Source organism: Agrobacterium tumefaciens (assembly GCF_013318015.2).
GTDB lineage: Bacteria > Pseudomonadota > Alphaproteobacteria > Rhizobiales > Rhizobiaceae > Agrobacterium > Agrobacterium tumefaciens.
Map to the genome: position 1 here is coordinate 334,427 of NZ_CP115843.1, position 20,879 is coordinate 355,305.

General features: G+C 57.2%; 24 protein-coding genes. 17 read left to right on the top strand and 7 right to left on the bottom strand.

Going from position 1 to position 20,879, the window contains the following annotated elements:
• Positions 1–64: 64 nt before the first annotated feature.
• The 3 genes from G6L97_RS24800 to G6L97_RS24810 form a co-directional block, all read right to left on the bottom strand.
• Positions 65–1,195 carry a sugar phosphate isomerase/epimerase family protein gene (locus G6L97_RS24800; RefSeq protein ID WP_013637386.1) on the bottom strand — a complete coding sequence of 377 codons (1,131 nt, stop codon included), beginning with the start codon at positions 1,193–1,195 and terminating at the stop codon, positions 65–67.
• Between the two features lie 78 nt (positions 1,196–1,273).
• On the bottom strand, positions 1,274–2,146 hold the full coding sequence (locus tag G6L97_RS24805) for an amino acid ABC transporter permease (RefSeq protein WP_142851319.1): 873 nt from the start codon (positions 2,144–2,146) through the stop codon (positions 1,274–1,276).
• 3 nt (positions 2,147–2,149) lie between these two features.
• The gene (locus G6L97_RS24810; protein WP_025591445.1) at positions 2,150–3,082 is read right to left on the bottom strand and encodes an ABC transporter substrate-binding protein; all 933 of its coding nucleotides are present in this window, start codon (positions 3,080–3,082) and stop codon (positions 2,150–2,152) included.
• A gap of 625 nt (positions 3,083–3,707) precedes the next feature.
• Between G6L97_RS24810 and G6L97_RS24815 the strand changes: the two genes are divergently transcribed.
• From G6L97_RS24815 to G6L97_RS24840, 6 genes are read left to right on the top strand one after another with little or no spacing between them, the layout of a single operon-like run.
• Positions 3,708–4,823, top strand: coding sequence for an ABC transporter ATP-binding protein (locus tag G6L97_RS24815; protein ID WP_174004077.1), 1,116 nt, complete (start codon positions 3,708–3,710; stop codon positions 4,821–4,823).
• Between the two features lie 23 nt (positions 4,824–4,846).
• The gene (locus tag G6L97_RS24820; RefSeq protein ID WP_013637390.1) at positions 4,847–5,887 is read left to right on the top strand and encodes an extracellular solute-binding protein; all 1,041 of its coding nucleotides are present in this window, start codon (positions 4,847–4,849) and stop codon (positions 5,885–5,887) included.
• A gap of 10 nt (positions 5,888–5,897) precedes the next feature.
• Positions 5,898–6,725 carry an ABC transporter permease gene (locus G6L97_RS24825; protein ID WP_013637391.1) on the top strand — a complete coding sequence of 276 codons (828 nt, stop codon included), beginning with the start codon at positions 5,898–5,900 and terminating at the stop codon, positions 6,723–6,725.
• Positions 6,718–7,545 carry an ABC transporter permease gene (locus G6L97_RS24830; protein WP_013637392.1) on the top strand — a complete coding sequence of 276 codons (828 nt, stop codon included), beginning with the start codon at positions 6,718–6,720 and terminating at the stop codon, positions 7,543–7,545. Before G6L97_RS24825 ends, G6L97_RS24830 begins: the two co-directional genes overlap by 8 nt.
• Positions 7,546–7,568: 23 nt before the next feature.
• Positions 7,569–8,993 carry a M24 family metallopeptidase gene (locus tag G6L97_RS24835; RefSeq protein ID WP_013637393.1) on the top strand — a complete coding sequence of 475 codons (1,425 nt, stop codon included), beginning with the start codon at positions 7,569–7,571 and terminating at the stop codon, positions 8,991–8,993.
• Between the two features lies 1 nt (position 8,994).
• Complete coding sequence (locus G6L97_RS24840) at positions 8,995–9,657, top strand: flavin reductase family protein (RefSeq protein ID WP_025591449.1); 663 nt, start codon at positions 8,995–8,997, stop codon at positions 9,655–9,657.
• A gap of 143 nt (positions 9,658–9,800) precedes the next feature.
• Here G6L97_RS24840 and G6L97_RS24845 read toward each other — a convergent pair whose 3' ends face one another.
• Positions 9,801–10,205 (bottom strand): OsmC family protein, encoded by a 405-nt coding sequence (locus G6L97_RS24845; protein ID WP_025591451.1) that lies wholly within the window; start codon positions 10,203–10,205, stop codon positions 9,801–9,803.
• Positions 10,206–10,423: 218 nt separating this feature from the next.
• Here G6L97_RS24845 and G6L97_RS24850 point away from each other — a divergent pair, with 218 nt between their 5' ends.
• The 3 genes from G6L97_RS24850 (at position 10,424) to G6L97_RS24860 (ending at position 12,178) form a co-directional block, all read left to right on the top strand.
• Positions 10,424–10,858, top strand: coding sequence for a MarR family winged helix-turn-helix transcriptional regulator (locus G6L97_RS24850; protein WP_013637396.1), 435 nt, complete (start codon positions 10,424–10,426; stop codon positions 10,856–10,858).
• Between the two features lie 54 nt (positions 10,859–10,912).
• Complete coding sequence (locus tag G6L97_RS24855; RefSeq protein WP_025591453.1) at positions 10,913–11,659, top strand: SDR family oxidoreductase; 747 nt, start codon at positions 10,913–10,915, stop codon at positions 11,657–11,659.
• A gap of 228 nt (positions 11,660–11,887) precedes the next feature.
• Positions 11,888–12,178 (top strand): hypothetical protein, encoded by a 291-nt coding sequence (locus G6L97_RS24860; protein WP_029658676.1) that lies wholly within the window; start codon positions 11,888–11,890, stop codon positions 12,176–12,178.
• A 104-nt stretch (positions 12,179–12,282) separates the two neighbouring features.
• Here G6L97_RS24860 and G6L97_RS24865 read toward each other — a convergent pair whose 3' ends face one another.
• From G6L97_RS24865 to G6L97_RS24875, 3 genes are all read right to left on the bottom strand, one after another.
• A complete protein-coding gene (locus G6L97_RS24865) occupies positions 12,283–12,672 on the bottom strand; it encodes a hypothetical protein (protein WP_025591457.1) in 390 nt (129 codons plus the stop codon).
• 856 nt (positions 12,673–13,528) lie between these two features.
• Positions 13,529–13,933 (bottom strand): host attachment family protein, encoded by a 405-nt coding sequence (locus G6L97_RS24870; RefSeq protein WP_025591460.1) that lies wholly within the window; start codon positions 13,931–13,933, stop codon positions 13,529–13,531.
• 357 nt (positions 13,934–14,290) lie between these two features.
• Entirely contained in the window at positions 14,291–14,653 is a 363-nt protein-coding gene (locus G6L97_RS24875) for a transcriptional regulator (RefSeq protein WP_080850397.1), read from the bottom strand.
• A 93-nt stretch (positions 14,654–14,746) separates the two neighbouring features.
• On the opposite strand from G6L97_RS24875, the gene G6L97_RS24880 reads away from it, so the two are divergent.
• The 8 genes from G6L97_RS24880 to G6L97_RS24915 are packed head-to-tail and all read left to right on the top strand — an operon-like array spanning position 14,747 to position 20,859.
• Positions 14,747–15,286, top strand: a complete 540-nt coding sequence (locus G6L97_RS24880) for a hypothetical protein (protein ID WP_013637405.1) — start codon at positions 14,747–14,749, stop codon at positions 15,284–15,286.
• A gap of 1 nt (position 15,287) precedes the next feature.
• Complete coding sequence (locus G6L97_RS24885; protein ID WP_013637406.1) at positions 15,288–15,977, top strand: lysozyme family protein; 690 nt, start codon at positions 15,288–15,290, stop codon at positions 15,975–15,977.
• Entirely contained in the window at positions 15,974–16,273 is a 300-nt protein-coding gene (locus G6L97_RS24890; RefSeq protein WP_013637407.1) for a TrbC/VirB2 family protein, read from the top strand. The genes G6L97_RS24885 and G6L97_RS24890 overlap by 4 nt, the downstream gene beginning before the upstream one ends.
• A gap of 2 nt (positions 16,274–16,275) precedes the next feature.
• The gene (locus G6L97_RS24895; RefSeq protein WP_013637408.1) at positions 16,276–16,617 is read left to right on the top strand and encodes a type IV secretion system protein VirB3; all 342 of its coding nucleotides are present in this window, start codon (positions 16,276–16,278) and stop codon (positions 16,615–16,617) included.
• Positions 16,610–18,991: a VirB4 family type IV secretion/conjugal transfer ATPase gene (locus G6L97_RS24900; protein ID WP_025591464.1), complete on the top strand. Its 2,382-nt coding sequence runs from the start codon at positions 16,610–16,612 to the stop codon at positions 18,989–18,991. Before G6L97_RS24895 ends, G6L97_RS24900 begins: the two co-directional genes overlap by 8 nt.
• Complete coding sequence (gene virB5, locus G6L97_RS24905) at positions 18,991–19,689, top strand: P-type DNA transfer protein VirB5 (protein ID WP_013637410.1); 699 nt, start codon at positions 18,991–18,993, stop codon at positions 19,687–19,689. Before G6L97_RS24900 ends, virB5 begins: the two co-directional genes overlap by 1 nt.
• Positions 19,686–19,919, top strand: a complete 234-nt coding sequence (locus G6L97_RS24910; RefSeq protein ID WP_003517253.1) for an EexN family lipoprotein — start codon at positions 19,686–19,688, stop codon at positions 19,917–19,919. Before virB5 ends, G6L97_RS24910 begins: the two co-directional genes overlap by 4 nt.
• A 4-nt stretch (positions 19,920–19,923) precedes the next feature.
• The gene (locus tag G6L97_RS24915) at positions 19,924–20,859 is read left to right on the top strand and encodes a type IV secretion system protein (RefSeq protein ID WP_025591468.1); all 936 of its coding nucleotides are present in this window, start codon (positions 19,924–19,926) and stop codon (positions 20,857–20,859) included.
• The last annotated feature ends 20 nt before the right edge of the window (positions 20,860–20,879 follow it).

A 20,879-nucleotide genomic window follows, 5' to 3' on the forward strand; every position in this document is an offset into this window, starting at 1 on the left:
AGAGGCTCCGAATGTTATAAGGAGCACCGGAGACATATGTCGCCGGTGCTGAACCTTTGGCATGTCAGGCGGCTCGCTGCTTCGTGGAAGGTATCGAGATCGAAATTCCGTTCTGTGTACAGATATCTTCAATGTGCCGTGCAGAAGCCTTGACGAAGGTCAGCGCTTCGTTGAAGCCATAGGACTGGTGCTCATAGGACGGATAGCCATACTGGCTCGCCTCATAGGTCTCCCAGTCCGGTATTTCTCCGCTGGCCACACGTTTTTCAAATGCGTCCACCAATCCGAGATAGGCTTCGAGTTCCTCTGCCGTCAGGTCTGGATGGCCGGCACGCCAAATTGGGTCATCGATCTCGATGCATTGGCGGGGATTGGCCTTGCGTGGCTTGTCCTCGACGGAGGCCGCGACCTCCAGGGAGAGGTTCAAGTCGGGATTGGCTTTGGCAAGGATAGGGATGATCGTGGCGAAATCGACAATGCCGCGACCGACGGGGCGGGTCTGGAAATCGAGGCCGCCCGTGGCATGACCGACATAGGCATCCTTGATGTGGGTTTGGCGCACATAGGGAGCTACCCGTTTTGCGGCAAAAACGGGGTGCTCGGCGCGTTGCAGGCCGTTTGCCGTGTCGAACACGACACCCATGCAATCTTCGCCAACCTTTTCGATCAGCCGGAGGATTTCGAAAGAGGTGATCTCGTCATGGGTTTCCATATTGAGATGAACGCCGTTTGCGCGCGCAACCGGCGCGAGCTTCAGTAGGACCTTTTCGATGCCCAGCAACTGCTCATCCCAGGTCACATCGGTGCGAAAGCGGTCATTGGCCAGCCGTCCGCGATATTCCGACTTGAAATTGCCCGGCGACACCCAGAGTTCGCGGCAGCCGATGGCCGCACTCGCTTCGATCATTCGGGTAAAACCGAGGATGACGTCGCCACTGCCGATCGCGCGAAACTCCGGAGCCTCTGCGCTGCAATAGGGGTTGATCTTACCGACGCCCGCTTCGAGGTAAAGGCCAAGCTCATCAGCCTTTACCCTGATATCGGCCAGTTCGCCGTTGTCCAGTGTCTCGCTCATGTCGAGCACCGTGCTGAAGAAGATGCCGCCGAGACCGAGTTCCTTGACGTGTTCGAGGCTTTTGAGAGGGCCGCGCTTTCTGGCTTCTGGCAGTTTTTGTCCGTCAATGCCTAGCTTCATGATCTGCTCCTTGATGTTTCCTGATTGGATTTGCTGCAATGGCATTTCCGTTTGATTGGTGGTTGAGGTGGCGGCGCTTCAGGCGCGGCGTCGGGTATCTTTCTGCGCACGGGCATCTCGACCTTTTGGCGCGAGGTGCTTTTCCAGAAAATGCTGGCCGACTGATGCGACGGTGGTGATGAGCAGGTACCAGAGCGAGGCAACGCACAGCAGTTCGATGACAAGGAAGTTGCGCGCGTAGATGGCCTGCGCTTGGGTCAGCAGGTCCTGCATGCCGATGACGGAAACGATGGCGCTGGCTTTCAGCATACCAATCGCCTGGTTTCCGGTCGGCGGGACAATCAGGCGGATCGCTTGAGGCAGAACCACGGTCCGAAGCGTTTGAAGGGGTTGCAAGCCAAGCGAAGAGGCTGCCTCACGCTGACCGCGATCGACGGCGGTCAATCCGCCGCGAATGATCTCGCTCATATTGGCCGCTTCGTGCAAGCCAAGCGCCAGAAACCCGGCGAGGGCAGGGGTGACGAGGTTGTTGATCGATATGGAATAGGTGCCGATGCCCACCATCGGAATAAACAGCGCGATGTTGAACCAGAAGAAGATCTGGACGATCAGCGGCACGCCGCGAAACCACCAGACGAAGGCAACGGCAATCGCTTTCAAAACGATGTTCTGGCTTGTGGCCATGACAGCGACGATGCAGCCGAACGCGGTGCCGAACACCATGGCGCCCGCCGTCAGTTGCAGGGTCAGAACTACGCCGTCGAGGATGATTGGATCGACCATATAACGGGGAATTTCGCCCCATTGAACAGTCTGGTTTCGTGCGACTGTGAGGATGACGAGTGCCAGCGCGACGATCGCGCTGGTACCTGTGGTGATCTGCCCCCACCGCACCGGCTTGCCGAGCGGAGGTGCGATGGCCATGCTGACGGGTTGAGCAAAAAGGGACATGGCTCAATTCACCGGCATGCTGGCGGCGTCGTTGAACTTCACGGTCTTCACGGCAAGCGGACCAAGGCCCCATTTCTCCATGATCGCTTTGTAGGCACCGCTATCGACCATGTGCTGAAGCGAGGCGATCACCGTATCTCGCAAATCCAGATTGTCTCTCGATACCAGCATGCCGAGGTAGCCGACGGCGAGGCGGACGTCTGGGAGTGCCTGCAGGCCGACGCCCTTGCCGGTCTGGTTTTCGGTCGTGTAGACGCTGGTCGCATAGCCATTGACAGTCGCGTCGGCGCGGCCGGTGCGCACGGCCTGAAGGACGTCGGGCATTTTCGGGATGGACATGATGTTCATCGGTGTCGTGCATTTGGCCGATGCCGTTTCCACCAAACGCGCCTGGAACGTGCCGACCGGCACGGCAACATTCTTGCCGCAGAGGTCTTCCATACTCTTGATGCCGAGCGGGTTGCCCTTGATGGTCATGATGGTCGTGGCGTCAAACATGTAGTCGATGACATCGACCTGCTTTTCCAGCTCCACATCATCGTTGATGCCGGAAATGGTCATGTCGAAACGCTTGGAGAGGACGGCGGGTACGATTGCAGCACCTGCGCCGACATTGGTCATCTGAACATCAATGCCGAGAATGACACCCAGTGCTGCGGCGATATCGGCATCGATCCCGATCAGCTTTCCATCCTCCGCCTGGAAGCTGATCGGCGGCGTCAGGTCCGTCGCCACCTTCAGGATCTTCTTGTCCTTGATGGCAGTGGGCAGGCGGTCCGCCAGTGTCTGGTTAAACGCGATGCCCGGCAGTTTGGCGATGTCTGCATCCGGCACCATCTTGATGGCGGGACCTTCTGCGGCATGGACCGATGTGGCCAGCAGCGCGAACGCGATACCGGTAAGGCCGTTTTTGAGACTTTTCGTGAAGCTGCGCATGCGATCCCCTTTTGATTTTTATCGGAGTGAATTCACAGGGGCAGCGATGCAATCGGCGTGCCATTCTGATCGGAACTTCTTAGGGGACTGTTTTTAAACGAGTATTTTTCCGACCCGGCAAATTTCCACTTCTCAACGAAAACATTCGCATGAATTTGCGAAAGCTAACTGATTAAAGAATCAGCTCTCGCATCAGTCACGGTTTGTGAATTGACGATTGATCGTCTAAGTTTTTGCTTTGGCTTGATATTTCTCTGAATTTCAATTTTTGGGGATCGTGATATGCGGCGATTTAACCAGAAACAATCGCCAATAGATCCCAATCCAAGTCGGGAATGCTGCTCAATATATGATCTTTACCCACGAATATTGCACATTTTTTATATTCGCAAGAAATTAACGTTGAACATTATGCAGAATGTTCGAAACGATAGAAACCTGATATAAGTTTGTAATTTCCGTGGTTTAGATATTTTTTCGGTTCGAAATCGCAAACTGGCACACCGCTTGCAGCTCCCTTGCTATGACCCACACTAAACTTAACATCGTCGAACGACCGCATCTCTGCTTGATGCCGCCAGGCGCTAAGCGCTTTGACGTTACGGCGCAACCGAAGGGGATGTTCATGGCAGAGGCGTCGAAGTCAGGAGAGGGCAAGCAGCTCAGCGTCCGGGGTGTGACCCACAGCTATGGTGGGCAGAACGCGATCAGCGACATCACGTTCGAGATCGAGGCCGGCGAGATCGTCGCGCTTCTGGGGCCAAGCGGCTGCGGCAAGTCCACCGTCCTGCGGGCCATCGCCGGGCTGATCCAACCAAAGAGCGGTGCCATTCAACTCGGTGGCCAGGATCTCGCCAATGTGTCCGCAAGGTCCCGTGGCATTGGCATGGTGTTCCAGAACTACGCCCTTTTTCCGCATCTGACCGTGGCCGAGAACATCGCCTATCCGCTGGCCTGCCAGCACGTGCCGCGGGCTGAGCGCAGGGAACGGGTGGAGGAAATGCTCTCGCTCGTACAGTTGAAGAACTACGGCAACCGCCTGCCGCGTGAACTCTCCGGAGGTCAGCAGCAGCGTGTGGCCGTTGCCCGCGCCATTGCCGGGAGGCCCTCGCTTCTGCTGCTGGACGAACCCTTCGGTGCTCTTGACCGGGCGCTTCGTTTCGACTTGCAGGTCGAACTCCTGCATTTGCAGAAGACGCTCGGTATCACGACGCTGATCGTCACCCATGATCAGGAAGAGGCGCAGAGCCTTGCCGGGCGTCTGGTGCTGATGAACAAGGGTAATATCGAGCAGATCGACACGCCGATGGCCGTTTATGACCGGCCGAAGACGCTGTTCGTCAACACCTTCATCGGTCAGGCCAATCTGCTGCATGGCACGGTGCAGGGCTTGGATGCCGAGGCAACGACGATTGCGCTTGCAAATGGCAAACCACTCGTTCTGCCGCGTCGCCTGAATTTTACGATCGGCTCCAAGGTCACCATCACTTTCCGTCCCGAAGACGTCCGTCTGTCGACGGCCCCCCGTGGCTTTTCGTTGCCGGCACGGCTGACCGTGTCCGTCCCCCTTGGGCCGACGCTCGTCCATGATCTTCTTCTCGAGGAGGGCATGGGCCTGCGCGCTTCGCAGGTCCGCGGACCTTCCACCTTCATTCCCGAGTCGGGAGCTCAGCTCTTTGTCGAGATTGACACCACCAGGTGTCACGCCTTTCCGAGCGAACCGGAACCATCCAGTGAATGAACAACAACAATAGAGGTGAACAGATGAAGGACTTTAACATCACACGACGTCATTTCGGATTGCTTGCTGCCGGTGCGGCTGTAGCGGTCTCCGCCCCCTTCGCTGCTCGTGCCGCTGGTGGCACAGCCGTTGCCGCGACCTTTCCCGGCAGCTGGGAAGACGGCTATCGCACCGTACTGACGCCACTTGTTAAGGAAGCAGGTTTCGACCTGACGGTTGCGCCAGCTATGGCGCAGGATCAGCTTGCCAAGGTCATGGCAAGCCCCGGTAACCCGCCTTACGACACACTGCTGATGTCACCCGGCCAGATGGCGGTCGCTATCGAGAATGACCTGATCGAAAAGATCGATCCGTCGAAGCTGAAGAACTGGAGCCTGCTCGATCCGGCGTTTCAGGGCGAGTACGGCCCGACCGTGACCGTTGAAGTCAACGGGATCGCCTATAACCCGGATCTGGTGCCCGCACCGAAGGGCTATCGCGACCTGTTCGAAAACCCGGCCTACGAGGGCCTCGTCTCGTGGACGGGCTTTGCCTCCAATACCGGCGTCATGGCCTATTCCCAGATCGCCAAGATCTTCGGCTCAGGCCCGACCGACATGGATGCCGTTTTCAAGCTGTTCAAGGAACATCCGGAGCATCTGAAAGGTGTTGTCGCCAGCACCAACCACCAGATGACACTATTCCAGCAGGGCGAGATCGCTGTCTTCATGTGCTCAACCGGCAATGTCGCGAAGCTGAAGGCATTGGGCCTGAGGGCTGAGTTCGTCCAGCCCGAAACAGGCTCTCCGGCAGCTCCGGTCAACATCCACCTGACCAAGGGCGCCAAGAACCCGGACGCGGCTTACGCCTATATGGATGCCGCGATCTCCAAGGCAGCGCAGGACAAGCTGAAGATGCCGCCGACCGAGATGTTCCCGACCAACAGGGAGGTCGAACTGACGCCAGGCATCGAGGCCTATGTGAAGCGCGAACAGCTTGCGTCTCTGGTTTATCCGGACTGGGCGGCGATCAACAAGAACCGTGCGGAATGGATCCGCCAGTTCGACGCTCTTGTCGCCGGTTGAGGGTCATAAAATGAAAGCGAGCGGCTTCCCATACGTTCTCCCGATGCTTGCGCTATCGGTGGCGTTCTTTGCGACGCCGCTCGCCGTTCTCGTCGGGTTCAGCTTCATCGGCCCCGACGGCCCGTCCTTTCACAACTACGCGCGCTTTCTCGGCGATGCGTTCAATTACCGCGTTCTGGTCAACACCGCCACGCTCGGTCTGCAGACCATTGCCAGCACCACCTTGCTCGGTATTCCGATTGCACTTCTCTATTGGCATAGCGGCAAGACCGCGCGACAGGTCATCATCTTCCTGACGCTCATCCCGATGCTGACCAGCAACGTGGTGCGCACCTTCGCCTGGATCGTCATCCTCGGGCGACAGGGCCCGATCAGCGAGACCTTCGTGGCGCTCGGACTTGCGGAGCGCCCGTTCACCCTGATGTCCACCGAACTCGGCCTCGTCTTGGCCATGTGCCAGATCGACTTGCCGCTGATCATTCTGCCGCTGATCGCCATCCTGTCCCGCACGCCAGTCCAATTCACCGAAGCGGCACAGGTCTCGGGTGCCGGTCCGTGGCGGATCCTCGTGACCGTTCTCTTGCCGATGATGTTGCCGGGGCTGCTGGCGGGCTGGATTCTCGTCTTTGCCAGCACCAGCGCTTCCTTCGTCACCCAGGCTGTCATCGGTGGTGCGCGCAATGTGTATGTGCCGCAGCTCATCTACCGCGAGGTCGGCACGCTGTTCGACTGGCCGATGGCCTCGGCCATTGCCGTTGTCCTGCTGTTGTCGACCGGCATCCTTCTCGTTGCCATGACCATGATTTCCCGCCACAGGAGGCTTGTCGGCCATGCATAGTCCTCGCGAAAACCCGATTCCGACCCTCCTCTACAAGGCATTTGTCTTTGGCTTCGGCAGCCTCAGCCTGATCTACTTGGTGGCGCCGATCGTCATCGCAATCACCATGTCCTTCACTGCTGGCCAGACGCTCAAATATCCGCCCGAGGGTTTTTCGCTCCGCTGGTACGAGGCGCTCCTCGATCCCGTCCGCTCCGGGACAGAGCATATCGCAGCCGGCAATTCGCTGAAGATCGCGGGCCTTGCGGTGCTCGGATCGCTGCTGTTTGCCGTCCCTGCCACCATCGGCATGGCGCGTATGAGGCGTAGCACGGTCAATGCGCTAGAGCCGTTTCTATTGGCCCCACTCGTTCTGCCAAGCCTCGTTTATGGTCTGGCGGCGTTGATCGTAGCGAACTTCGTCGGCTTCCAGCCGTCGCTCTGGCTCACCGTTATCGGCCATGTCGTCGTGTTCGGTCCTCTGATGTACCGGGCCGCATCCGTCGTCGCGCAGGGCATCAATCCGTCGCTGGCAGAAGCCTCCACCGTCATGGGCGCGACCTGGTACACGACGCTGAGGCGCGTGATCCTGCCGCTGCTGGCGCCCGGCATTCTGGCCGGTGCCTTTCTCGTTTTCATCCAGTCGCTCGACAACGTCTCTGTGTCGCTCTTCCTGGCTGATGCGCAGACGACCGTGCTGCCGCTTCGCATGTTCGCACTAATCGAAGAATCGCTCGATGTCCGCGTCGCGGCAATGTCGGGAATTCTGATCGGACTCACACTCATCGTGATGCTGGTAGCGAGGCGCGTATTGGCCCCGGCACGGCAAGCTGACCAATAAAAATACTCTGGAAGGAATACCCAATGAATAGACACGCCACCAAGGCAGGCGACTACCGCATCGGATCGCTGCTGGCCGATTTCCAGCCGGATTTCGACTTTGTCGCACCGCTGCCTTTGCCCGTCGAAGAGTTCGAGGACCGTCTCCGGCGCATTCGCCGCCAGGCTGTCGAAGCTGGCCATGATGCGCTGATCGTCCACACCGGTGGGGTCGGCTGGTTCCATACCTCGAACGCATATCTGCGTTACATCTGCGACTGGATGCGCGAGGGCGTGCTGATTATCCCGACGGACGCCGACAAGCCGCTGACGCTTCTGTCCTTCTTCACTCAATCCGTGCTTCTGCCGCCGGGCGGCGAACCGGTTCTCGTCGAGGATATCTGGCAGATCGGCCCGATCGGTCGCGAATATGCCGACCGACCGGGTGATAGCGTCATCAAGACGGCTGAGAAATGCGTTGAACTTCTGGCCGGCATGGGACTGTCGAAGGCGCAGATTGGCCGGATCGGTGACCGCACCTCGCTGACCTTCTGGGCAGCCCTCGACGAGTTGATGCCAAAGACAAAGTTCGTCGCCGACAATGCTATTCTCGACCGGATGCAGAAAGTGCGCTCCCTGCGCGAGATCGAGATGTTCCGAGCGGCAGCCCAGCTCGTCAGCATCGCTACGCAGGCGGCCTATCATGTCGCCAAGCCAGGTGTGACCGATCACGAAATCTATGCCGCGTTCACGCAGGCCCAGCTTTCCTTTGGTGGTGAAACGGGTGATGGCTATCAGATTGGCATCAACGAGTTCGGTACCCATTGCGGAAAGCCTTATGGCCATGTCGTTCGTCCGGGAGATCTCATCAATCTCTACGTTTCCAACATCACCTACCGCGGCTATACCGCCCAGACCGCCCGTATGATCGCAGTTGGCGACATCACCAAGCGGCAGGAAGAGGTGCTGGCGGCCTGCACCGAGGGCGTTAAACGAGCCGAAAAGCTGATCCGGCCCGGTGCCCTGATGCGTGACGTCAACAACGCCGCCTTCGAGCCGATGATCGAGCGCGGCATGCTGTCCTCGCCCGAAGCCCGCACCATGCCCTACAACTGGGCGCCGATGGACGATGGCAGCGCCCGTCTAATCCCGCGCCAATATGTGAAGAATATCGACTGGGAAGCGCAGGGCCGTACGCTGATGCACATTTACCCGGCAACCCATGGTCCGCATAACCCCAATCTGGGTCACTCGGTTGGCTTGGCCGGCGGCCAGAACAGTTTCAACATCTCATCCCACAATTATGACCGGATGGAGGAGGGCATGGTGTTCGTTCTGCACACGCAATGGCTTGAGCCGTTGTCGGCAGGCTGCAATGTCGGCGATATGTATGTCGTCACCAAAGACGGGTTCGAGAACCTCGCCCGCCACACTCCCCTTGAAACCCACCGCATCGCTGCCGAGGCCTGATATGACCGACCACACCCATTTTGATTTCGCTAAGCTCAATGAGCGGGAACGTTACAAGATTCTGATCGGAACCGTCATTCCACGTCCAATCGCTCTGGTAACCACGGTGAGCAAGGACGGGATACCAAACGCTGGCCCTTTCAGCTTCTTCAATGTCCTGACCCATGATCCGGCCATCGTCGCCATCGGCGTCGAGAACTATTCCGACATGCGCTTTAAGGACACCGCCCGCAATATTCGTGAGACAGGAGAATTCACCGTCCACATCTGCGACAATGCGCTGGTCGAGAAGATGGAAATCTGCGCCATCAAGTTCGGGCCCGAAGTTGACGAGATGGAGGAGGCGGGTCTTGCCACGGCACCCGGCCAGACGGTGAAAAGCCCCCGCATCCTCGCCGCCCCCGCCGCCTTGGAATGCCGCCGCCACACCACGCTTCAGGTCGGCCCGGCCCGCGAAATCATCCTCGGCGAAGTCGTCGGCGTCTTCGTCCGCAGTGATGCGGTTAATGCTGCTAACCTGCATATCGACCAGCAGCTCATGGATGCGGTCGGACGCATGGGTGGGCACACTTATACCCGCACACGCGACCAGTTCGATATTGAGACGCTGACGCCGCAGGAATGGGAAAGCCGGAAGGCGGATGAGAAGGTGGCGGCGGAATGAAGTCACTTAATCTTTAAAATCAGAGGCGTATCTGATTTGGAAGAGCTAAACTTTGTTTGGTTACGGTACAGATCCGTTCGCGAGCCAGGAGCGATCAAAAGCGTCAATTTTTACGTGTCACGGCTGCAATGCACCAAAAGCAGTCATGCGATCTGTATTAACGTCGGGATCCCCCGATTGAGGGAGTTGGCGACTGTGCACACTGACCACGCATGATCCATCAAGGCTTTCGGATCGGAGCCGTCCGATGTCTCACACTTTACAGATAGCACGGCTTTGGTGGCGACCAGCGGTTCACCTTCTAGGTCAAGTGTCACTGTTACGGCGATTTGTTCGATCTCCACGCCACGTTCATGGGCGACATAGCGTAGGTCATTACAATAGCAGCCTCCGATTGCTAGAGCGAGCATTTGGCCGCCATTGAAACCGAGCCCTAATCCCCCGGCCTTGCCTTCCGGCCGATCGATCACCACCGTATGGCCGCCAGCCCAACCCATCGCTGCCTCAGTGCCGGCGACGTTCCGCAACTCGATGACCGACCGCACCATCATATAACTCCGTCCATGTCTGAGCGTTGCAAGGTCGTGGCAAACGTTGGCCTCGTCAACTGTGTTTTCGAGCCTGTTCTTTAAATAAGGTCTGAAGACGCTCGGGGCGGCGGCCAATTTGGCGAGAGCGCGCCAACAGCGGACATCGCGCAAATTTTGCAATACTATTCTAGCGTTTGCTGCTTACGTTCACATAACGGAAATGCTTAATACCGGCGATGACAGAACCTACGCCAGAACAAATCGAACAACTCGCTTTCGCCTTTGAGCGCTTTACGCGTCGTTTCAAGGTCTCCGAGGCAGCGGCAGTCATGCAACATTCGCTCAACGCTCTCGACATCCAAGCACTCCTTTTCATTGACGAGCATCCTGAGTGTAACTTGGGAGATGTTGCCCGGCACCTTCAGGTCGCTCTAACGACGATGTCATCTTCAGCCGACCGGCTGGTGCGTCGTGGCATGGTTGAGCGACAGCGGCCGGAGGCTAACCGCAGGTCGGTGGCTTTGACGATAGCAGCCAATGGGCGGCAAGCGGTTGAAGGCTACGTTGATGGTTATCGCGCCTCTTGCAAAGCAATGCTTCAGGCTCTCGATCCCGTTGACCGGAGGGAATTCCTGCGCCTGACCCAGAAAATTGCAAAATTCGAGAGTTGAATATTACGAAATTCGTAGTATGTCTCTGCCGTCGCAACGATCAGGGATGTCATCATGGCTCACACCTCACTCACCGCCCTCATTACCGGGGCAAATAAGGGTATCGGCCACGCCATTGCGCGGCAGCTTGGCGCTGGCGGACACATGGTCTGGCTGGGGTGCCGAAATATTGCACGGGGTGAGATGGCAGCTCGCGAGTTACGCGGCATAGGGATTGATGCTCGTGCTGTGCAACTCGATGTTACGGACGGCGCTAGCGTTTCCAACGCCGCCAAGACTATAGGGAGCGAAGTGGATCATCTGGACGTTTTGGTCAATAATGCCGGACTCATGTTCGGCCCGCCGCCTTCGCTTGCCGAGGAGTCGATTGAAGAGATGCAGCGGATGTTTGATACAAACGTATTCGGGGTGATGCGCGTCACTCAGGCCTTCTTGCATTTGTTGCGCAAATCCAAAGCTGCTCGGGTCGTCATGATGAGCAGCGGACTGGGTTCGCTGACAGACGCCCTGGACATGCGGAGCGAAACATGGACGGTAGGTTTCGGCGGATATTCCGCCTCCAAGACGGCCCTCAACATGTTGACTGTCAAACTGGCGAAGGAGCTTGATCGGGAAGGGATCAAAGTAAACGCTGTAGACCCCGGCCTGACATCGACCGATATGACAGGCAACGGACCGGGGCATTCGCCTGAAGATGGCGCTCGTCCTGCATTCACTCTTGCAACGACGCATGCATATGGACCTACAGCAGGGTTCTACGCTTGCGCTCCATCAGGCGAACTTGTGCTAAAGAGTTGGTGATACGTATTCAGCGATTGTTGGATGCGGGCCGACCGGTTCGCATCTCATTGTCTTCTACGGAGCGCACGCTGTCGTCCACATCGCGCCATTTGCGGTCATTCGCTTGAGGCGATGCATTGTCCAACTTGGGACCGGAAGCTGCCGTGGCGACGATGCGTTAAAAAGTGGCGTTTGCAGGCTGATCCTGCCATTGAGCGTAAGTACAATCTTCTACAACAGGGCAACCGCATGAAAAAAGACGATGCAGGCCCAGCAGACTATCTCATTTTCCTGGACCAAGTAGCAGCATTGCTGGATTCGGATTTCCTGCGTGAGGCAGAAACATTTGACTATGGGCAATGGGAATTACCCTTTGAGGCGGTGCTGTTGAAGCTGATGGAAGAGTCGCCGAAAAATGAAGGTATCGACATCGGCCTTGCTAAAAAACTGGCAAAATATGCGGGGTTGTTGGACGAGGGAGTGCTTACTCCAGATACTTGGCAGAGGTTCATTTATTGGTACGGCGCACCTGCAAGGTAGATGACCGCATAGGGCCGACAGGAGACGCTCTGCTGCAAGAAGGCTTGCCGTCGGCTTTTCCGTCATCCCCGTTGCTCGGTTTTTCGCTGAGTGTGTGTTGAACCTTACATCCTGCGCTCGGTACTCTTAAGTGAGCTGGAGAGCCCGGAAACGCGACTGGCCTCACGCTGCTGCAAGACGTGCCGGGATTCGGCCAGTATCTCGCGATACCTTTGGATCTTGGTTGCTTTCATCCTGAATAAGTCGTCGACTGATACCGTTGCCTGCTGCACCGGAAAAGCCACTTCGTTTTCCAGAAGGTCGAGCAAAAGGTTTCGCATCACTGCGTTTTCTTCTCGAAGTTTCGCGAGCTCAATAGCCTTCCCACTCGACTCAAATTTCCGTGCGATAGCTTTGTCGATATCGTGTTCGACAAGCAGAATCTTGGCGGCATAGTACCGGCAAGCAAAGAATGCTGTGACGAGCGCGCATAACGCGATGACAATGTAGATCATTTCGACCTCCAGGTTATCCTGAAAGTCGATATTCGGAAGCCGGATTTCAATACGCGATTCACTCGGCAAACCAAAATGGCTCCTCTTTGATGAGGAACCGGGGCCGTAAACGTATCAAGTTCATCGTGATTGAAACGGTGATTGTCAGACGCTTCAATCTTACATATTTTGGCGTCTTGTTACCTTAACAGGTACTTCGCCTTCCTCACGGGGTATGCGAGAGGCTCACCATTTTCCAAGATGAAACCCATACGGTACATGCATCTGCGCATTTCGGGAGAGCCATACGCACCTGCATAAATACCGACGGGGTGGTATGATGGGTAAGATTCAAAACTGCATCTGTCGAGTGCTGACCGATAGGCGATCTCACGTACGTAGTCACCCGTCACCGGAACCGTGCCGTAAAGATGCCATTGAGTCCGCGCTTCCGCAACTGCTGCCATGAAGGTAACGCTCAGAATCATGCTTAGGGCCAACTTGAGTTTCATGACACGCCTCCAAATGAACAATTATGACGAGCAACGGAGATTTCGTCCGGTTTGTTCCCTCGCTCAGACGCGTTTGCGCAGTTGTGGTCTCGTCGCCCTCACGGTCGGAGTGCATGCCACTTTCTTTTCCCCTTTGGGCCAATTCGGGAGTGACGTCAGCTTTGCGCCTCGTACCGGCTATTCAGATCAGTCCCGCCATCTCCTAAAATAAGACGTAAGCAGAAAGTCGCGGCGTCGTTCCTGTCAGGAACAAACTAGCGAAATTTGGCAACACTACATTGTTGCCGATTCGCTACATTCCCAACGAGCGCCAAGCAAAAACCCCGCCGGGGATGGCGGGGCCGATCACGCCGTTTATGCAGGATTTAAGCGATAGTGAGTGCTTTCTCGATATCCTGCACAGAATGGCCAGTCAGATCTTTATCCAGTTCTCCAATAAGAACGTCCGACAACGACTTATGGTAGCCCTTGCGCATCTCGCCCAGTGTGCGCGGTGCCGCGATAATCACCAGACTTTTGATCTTGCCCTCAAGCACCTGCTTGTTCAGCATATCCGTAACACCCGCACCAAACCCGTCTTCGTCTTGCTGACTATCGTCGGGATTAGCCGAGCTACTGGAATGTCGGGCGCCGGAAGAGATCTTCGAGCTGTCGATCGCCGGATCTGGCAACGCAGTCAGATTGACAGTCGCCGCATCTCCGTCGTTCCGAAAAAGGCTAAGCTTTTCGCCATCGGCAACGGCAACGACCGTGTTCTGCGGAAGGTTCATGTTGATCTCCTTGGTGAGCAGCTCGAGCCCAGATGACCGACCCTGCTTGTTTCTGTCAGAGAATAACCTCGCTACAGACCATCCGTTCCGCAGTCGGCCCGACAAAAATCCAGCATTGACGTATCGCCTTGATCAGTCACCCCAGCCAAATGCTTGATGGCCTGCCTCGCGCCATCGCTGTGGCAGAGGGTCAGTCGAGGCTGCTGTACCAGGCATAGACCCCTGGAACGAACTCGGCAGTATGCATCGGCGGCGAAAATCTTCCGCGACAATGCTGGTGAGCGGTACGGCACATGCCGACCCTTTAATCTAAAACGGCGTCAACATCAAACACTGTATAAAACATACTTGGTAAAATCACGCATTTCCGGTCGCCACGGCACCACCAAGCGCGGCAAAAACCTGCGGGGAAAACTCAAACTGTCGAGCCGTTCCTCGTCCCATTGAGTTTCTTCCAAGCGTTTCTGTAAGGATGCCCCGCCGGACCAAGAGTTCAATGGTTTCGATCACCCCACCACGCGTCATTCCGGTAATATCAATTACATTTGAGAGTGTTAATTTCTGATGCGCCTGGTGCATCAGATAGAGAATATTCATCATGCCGATCTGCTTGATGCGCGACTGCGCCGATTCACCATCGATCGGCTTCTCCAGGATTTCACGCACCGCAAATACGGACAAGGCCTGACTCTGCCATCTTTCACTTAAATTGCTTGCCATCGTTTTAACTATCTATTATTTGCATAGTCAAATAATTGAGACGAGTCGCCGTTCAGTTGAGGCGGACATTTAGGAAGACGGAGGGTAGGGGGCATGAAGGGCCTTTTCTTTCGAATGATCATAGCAGCGTCAGGGTTCGTTTCACTCTATACCATTTCGGAGCGAAGCGCTCGTGCCGACGAATGGGGGTGCCAGGTTATCCTGTGCTTATCCAATCCCGGCGGTCCGACCCAGTATGGCGAATGCAGGCCGCCCGTCGAGAAGCTTTGGAGGTGGTTGGCAAAAGGGCGTTCGTTTCCAACTTGCGCGGGCGTGGGTTTTCAGACCTCTCGCCCTCTTTACGAACCATATTACTGCAACGCCGGCTACCGCTTATCTGCTGGCTACGGTCCCAGGGGACGTGACGCGACGTGCATTTCCAAGTCACTGCAAGCCGTGAGCGACAGTTTTTGCCGGCGAGATCGAGACGGTGGCGATCCGAACAAAGGCTCTGTCACGTCACCGAGGTGGCAAAGGGTAGACGGGCGATACCAATGCCTGGCCAATACCGTGGCGCGACCCCTGGTCCGCGAGAAACCTCGATACGTCGATGTGACGATTGAGGGCGTCGGCACGCAGAGGGTGTGGTTCTGACATGCCCGTTGTCTTCTCAGATCTTGCGCAGACCTGCGCACCCTTCGTTGCATCGGAGGCTCTTGCGGGTGTGGTCAGCCCCGAAAGCCGGTTCGCTCCGTTCACCATCAGGATCAACAGCCGTGCACCGCTCGGGCGGCAACCTGCGACCAAGGCCGATGCAATCGAAGTCGCCGCATCCTCGGAGGCAACATGCCATGACATACACATTGGTCCCGACGGGGTCGGGCCGGAAGAACTGCGGAGATTGAACCTCTCGATACCAGCCGCTTTCGCTCGCTGCCTTAACCTGAATGCTCCAGCGACGCCATCCGACGGCTATTGCTGCCTCTCGGTGAAGGTTGGTGCTGACAGTCCCAGGGCCGAGCAGGTGCTGCAATCCTGCTATGGACGTGACGATCCGTCGGTCGGGGGCGTGGTCAACTATGGCGATCAGGTTCGCCGCGAAATCGAACGGCTCGGACCAACAGTGGCTCGATTTACAATCGGCGACACGGGAAAAGGGTTGCAGACAAACGTGTCGGCGAATTCTCCCCAAGCAGACGTCGTTGCCGAAGTGGTGGCGGAAAACACTCCGGGGGAAGCACACGCGATCTCGGCGGCGTCCGCGTGGGACGTCTTCAAGACCCGAAGCCGTTCATCCGTCCTGGTGTTTCAAGACAATCAATTGGAATTGGAGCAGAGTGAATGATAATCAGTTCCCGGATCAGACCCGTCGTCGCTTCGTCCGTCATGGCTGCCGCCATTGTAGTGACGATGGTTGAGCCCGCCTTCGCGCAAGCCGCCGGCATCGAAACCGTCCTGCAGAACATCGTCGACATGTTGACGGGAAACATTGCCAAGCTTCTCGCTGTGATTGCGGTCATCGTCATCTGCATCGCCTGGATGTTTGGTTATATGGACCTGAGGCGAGCGGGCTTCTGGATCATCGGAATTGGCGGCATCTTTGGCGCCACCGAACTCGTCAACACCATCGTCGGAGCCTGAAGATGGTGGGCGGACAAACGGTTCTCGAAGAAGACACACTCTTCATCGCGTGTACGCGTCCCGCGATGATTGCCGGTGTCACGATGGAGGCGATGGGCTTCAACATCATGGTCACGACGATCCTCTACATCGTCGCCGGATCTATCGCCTACGCGTTCGTCGGCATCGTTTTCCATCTCATCTTCAAAGCGCTCGTCAAGCACGATCACAACATGTTCCGCATCCTGCTCGCCTGGGTCGAGACACGCGGCCGTTCACGCAACGGTGCCTATTGGGGCGGGGCAACACTTTCCCCTCTGAGACTGACACGCCGCTTCGACGAAAGGGATATTGGAATTGCCTGACATCGCCACCCTTAGATCACGCGAACTCACGCCAGAGGCTTTTATCCCTTACGTGCGGCACATCGACGAGACGACAATCGCGCTCGAGTCCCGGACACTCATGGTCATGGTCGCGCTCGCAGGCGTATCGTTCGAAACTGCTGATCTGCTCGACATCAACGCGCTCCATCGCGACCTCAACACGCTCTATCGAAATATTGCCGATGAGCGCCTCGCGATCTGGACCCATCTCATTCGGCGCAGGGATAGCGACTATCCGGGCGGAACGTTCGCAACGCCATTCTCCGCCTCGCTCAACGAGAAATACCGGGAACGCATGGCGCGCGAACACCTTTTCCGCAACGATCTCTATCTGACCGTCCTTTGGTCGCCAGCGCGTGGCCCTGCAGACAAGGCGGGGAAGCTGCTGTCGTACCTTCGACGGTCAAAACGACTCGATATGGAGCTGGATGAAGAGGCTCTGAAACAGCTTAAGGACAAAGTCGTCAACGTAGTGGCGGGCTTGAGGCGCTTTGAGCCACGGGTCCTTTCTCTTTACGAACAGCAAGGCATGCTCTTCTCTGAACCGAGCGAGGTGCTGCACCAGCTCGTCGGCGGGAGGCGTGAGCGTGTGCCGCTTACCGAAGGTCGCGTCGCCTCGGCAATTTACTCTGATCGCGTAATCATAGGTCGGGAAACGATCGAGATCCGGCATGAGGCAGAAAGCCGCTTTGCCGGCATGCTGAGCTTCAAGGAATATCCAGCCCGCACCAGGACAGGCATGCTGGACGGAGTTCTAAATAGTCCGTTTGAGCTCATTCTCTCACAGTCGTTCTGCTTTGTGTCGAAGGCGGACGCTCGCGTCATCATGGGGCGTAAGCAAAACCAGTTGGTGAGCAGCGGCGACAAGGCGGCTTCGCAAATCGATGAACTTGACGATGCGATGGACGACCTGGAGTCCAACCGCTTCGTGATCGGCGAGCATCATCTGACACTCTCCGTCTTTGCGACCACGTTAAAGGAATTAACCGACAATCTGGCAAAGGTTCGCGCCAGCCTGACCAATGGCGGGGCTGTCGTTGCGCGCGAGGATCTTGGTCTCGAAGCGGCATGGTGGGCGCAACTTCCGGGCAATTTTCGTTACCGCGCGCGCTCAGGCGCGATCAGCTCGAAGAATTTCGCAGCATTGTCACCGTTCCATTCCTATCCGATCGGACAGAAGGACGGCAATGAGTGGGGACCCGCCGTCGCCCTGCTCAAGACCGCTTCAGGCTCGCCCTACTACTTCAATCTCCATTATGGCGATCTGGGCAACACCTTCATGTGCGGTCCGTCGGGAGCGGGCAAAACCGTGATTGTCAATTTCATGCTGTCACAGCTCGAGAAACACGACCCGCACGTGGTGTTCTTCGACAAGGATCGCGGCGCGGACCTTTATGTTCGCGCCGCCGGAGGCACCTACCTGCCGCTGAAGAACGGGGTCCCCACCGGCTGCGCTCCCTTAAAGGCCCTCAACCTGACGCCGGAGAACAAGGTGTTCCTGGCGCGCTGGATCGGCAAGCTTGTGGGTTCAGGGGCGCGGGAACTGACTGTCACCGAACTTCGCGACATCTCCGGCGCGATCGACGGCCTTGCCGACCTGCCCGCTGAGCGACGGACAATAGGGGCGCTGCGGGCTTTCCTCAACAATACGGATCCGGAAGGTATCGCGGCGAGGCTCCGCCGGTGGGAGGAGGGAGGGCCGCTCGGCTGGGTCTTCGACAATGTCATCGAAGATATCGGATTTGGGGATTTCGGCGGATCAGGGAAGTTCATCGGCTACGACATGACCGACTTCCTCGACAACGAGGAAATTCGCACACCGCTGATGGCCTATCTCTTCCATCGCGTCGAGCAGATGATCGATGGCCGCCGGATCATCATCGTCATCGACGAATTCTGGAAGGCGCTACAGGACGAGGGGTTCCGCGATCTTGCGCAAAACAAGCTGAAGACCATCCGCAAACAAAATGGGTTGATGCTGTTTGCCACGCAAAGCCCGCGCGACGCGCTGAACTCGCCAATCGCGCACACGATCATCGAGCAATGCCCGACACAGATCTTCCTGCCCAACTCGCGCGGCAACCATGCCGACTATGTCGATGGATTCAAGCTCACCGAGCGCGAATACGAATTGATAGCGCGCGAGCTTTCCGTTGAAAGCCGGAGGTTCGTGTTGAAGCAAGGACACAACAGCGTCGTTGCCGAGCTCGATCTCAACGGCTTCGATGACGAGCTCGCCATCCTCTCCGGCCGGACCGCCAATGTCGAACTTCTCGACGCGATCCGCGCGGAGGTTGGAGACGACGTCGAGAACTGGCTTCCCATTTTCCAACAGCGAAGGAGTGCTAGCTGATGACTTCCTATCGACTTCATGGCGTACTGCTCAGCGCGGTGCTCATGCTTGCCGCTGAAGGCGCGTCAGGGCAGGGGATTCCTGTCAACGATCAGGCTGCGATTGCCAAGCAGATCGAGAGCATCGCGCAGCTCAAGTCGCAACTCGACGCGCTCAATGAGCAGATCGGCCAGGCTCGGCAGCTTTATGGCTCGCTCAACAAGCTGACCGATATGGCGGATGTCGCCGAGGTTCTCAACGATCCGGCGATCCGCAAGGCGCTTCCCTCCGACTTCGCTGCCATCGAGGGATTGCTCAAAGGCAACGGTACCGGCGTGTTCGGTGATTCCGCCTCAAGGTTTCTGGAAGGTAACTCGACCTACCGCACTGACGCCGATGATTTCTACGCTCAGGAATTGTCCCGGCTTCAGAACAAGAATGCCGGGCAAATGAGCCTTGGTGAGCAAATCTACGATGCCGCGACCAAGCGCATCAACGGGATTGATCAGCTGCGGGGAAAGATTTCCACGGCTGGCGACGCCAAAGAGATTGCCGACCTGCAGGCTCGGCTGCAGGCCGAACAGGCATTTCTTCAGACCGACGTCCTGCGGATGGAGGGGCTGAGGATGGTGCAACAGGCGCAGAACCAGGTCGACGAACAGCGCAAGGCGGAGGACTGGCGCCAACGGATGGACAATATGAAGGCGGCGCTGCAGTGAAGTGCACCCTCATCGTCCTTTCCCTGGTGCTCTTGTCGGCTTGTTCGCAAGAGGCGGAGCGAACTCATACGGTGGACGAGTTCGTCGCCGACACCGAATTGCTGTCCCGTACGATTACCGAGTGCCGCAACAACCCGGGTGCATTGCGCCAGACGCCCAATTGCCAGAACGCGGAAGCGGCCGAGGTTAAGCTCCGGCTCCAGAACATGCGCAAGGCATTGGGAGGCTGACCAAATGTACCAGGTGTTTGAGTTTATCGACGGTCAGTTCAAGCGGCCGTTGGAGACTTTCGTCTCGGATGGGACGTCGAACATAGCAGAATGGGTCGCTGGTCCGTTGACGGTGGCAGTGACCCTCTACGTCGTCCTCTACGGCTATCTCATCCTTCGGGGCTCGGTCCAGGAACCTATCCTTGACTTCGCCTTCCGCGCGATGAAGCTCGCGATCATAGTGATGCTGCTGAAGAACGCCGGCGAATATCAGACCTATGTCACAAACATCTTCTTCGATGTTTTGCCACGCGAGATCGCTCAGGCGCTGAATGCAGGTACGGCGCCGAGTGCCAGCACCTTTGACAGTCTGCTCGACAAGGGCCAGGCCTCTGCGACCGATATCTGGACCAGGGCTTCCTGGCCGATTGACATCGTCACAGGTGTGGGCGGCATCATGGTGATCGGCGTCAGCTTTCTGGTGGCGGGGATCGGTTATGTTGTTTCCCTTTATGCACGGTTGGCGCTGGCGATCGTCCTGGCGATCGGGCCGATTTTCATTGCGCTTGCCATGTTTCAATCGACGCGCCGTTTTACCGAGTCCTGGATCGGGCAGCTCGCAAACTTCGTGATCCTTCAGGTCCTTGTCGTTGCCGTCGGTTCGCTTTTGATCTCCTGCCTGGACTCGAGCTTCACCGCAATCGACAGCTACAGCGACGTCCTTATGCGCCCTATTGCTTTTTGTGCCATCGGGATAGCTGCCCTGTACATATTCTACCAGCTACCTGGCATTGCATCGGCGCTGGCGTCTGGCGGCGCCTCGCTGGTCTATGGTTACACGACCGCACGCGATGCGCATGAAGGCATGCTGGCCAGAGCAGCCTCCCACACCGGCCGGATGATCGGTCGCGGTGCTCGGTTTGCCCGCCGCGCCTTCGGATCAAGAAATGCCGGCGTATGACACCCAGTCCAGAACATTAG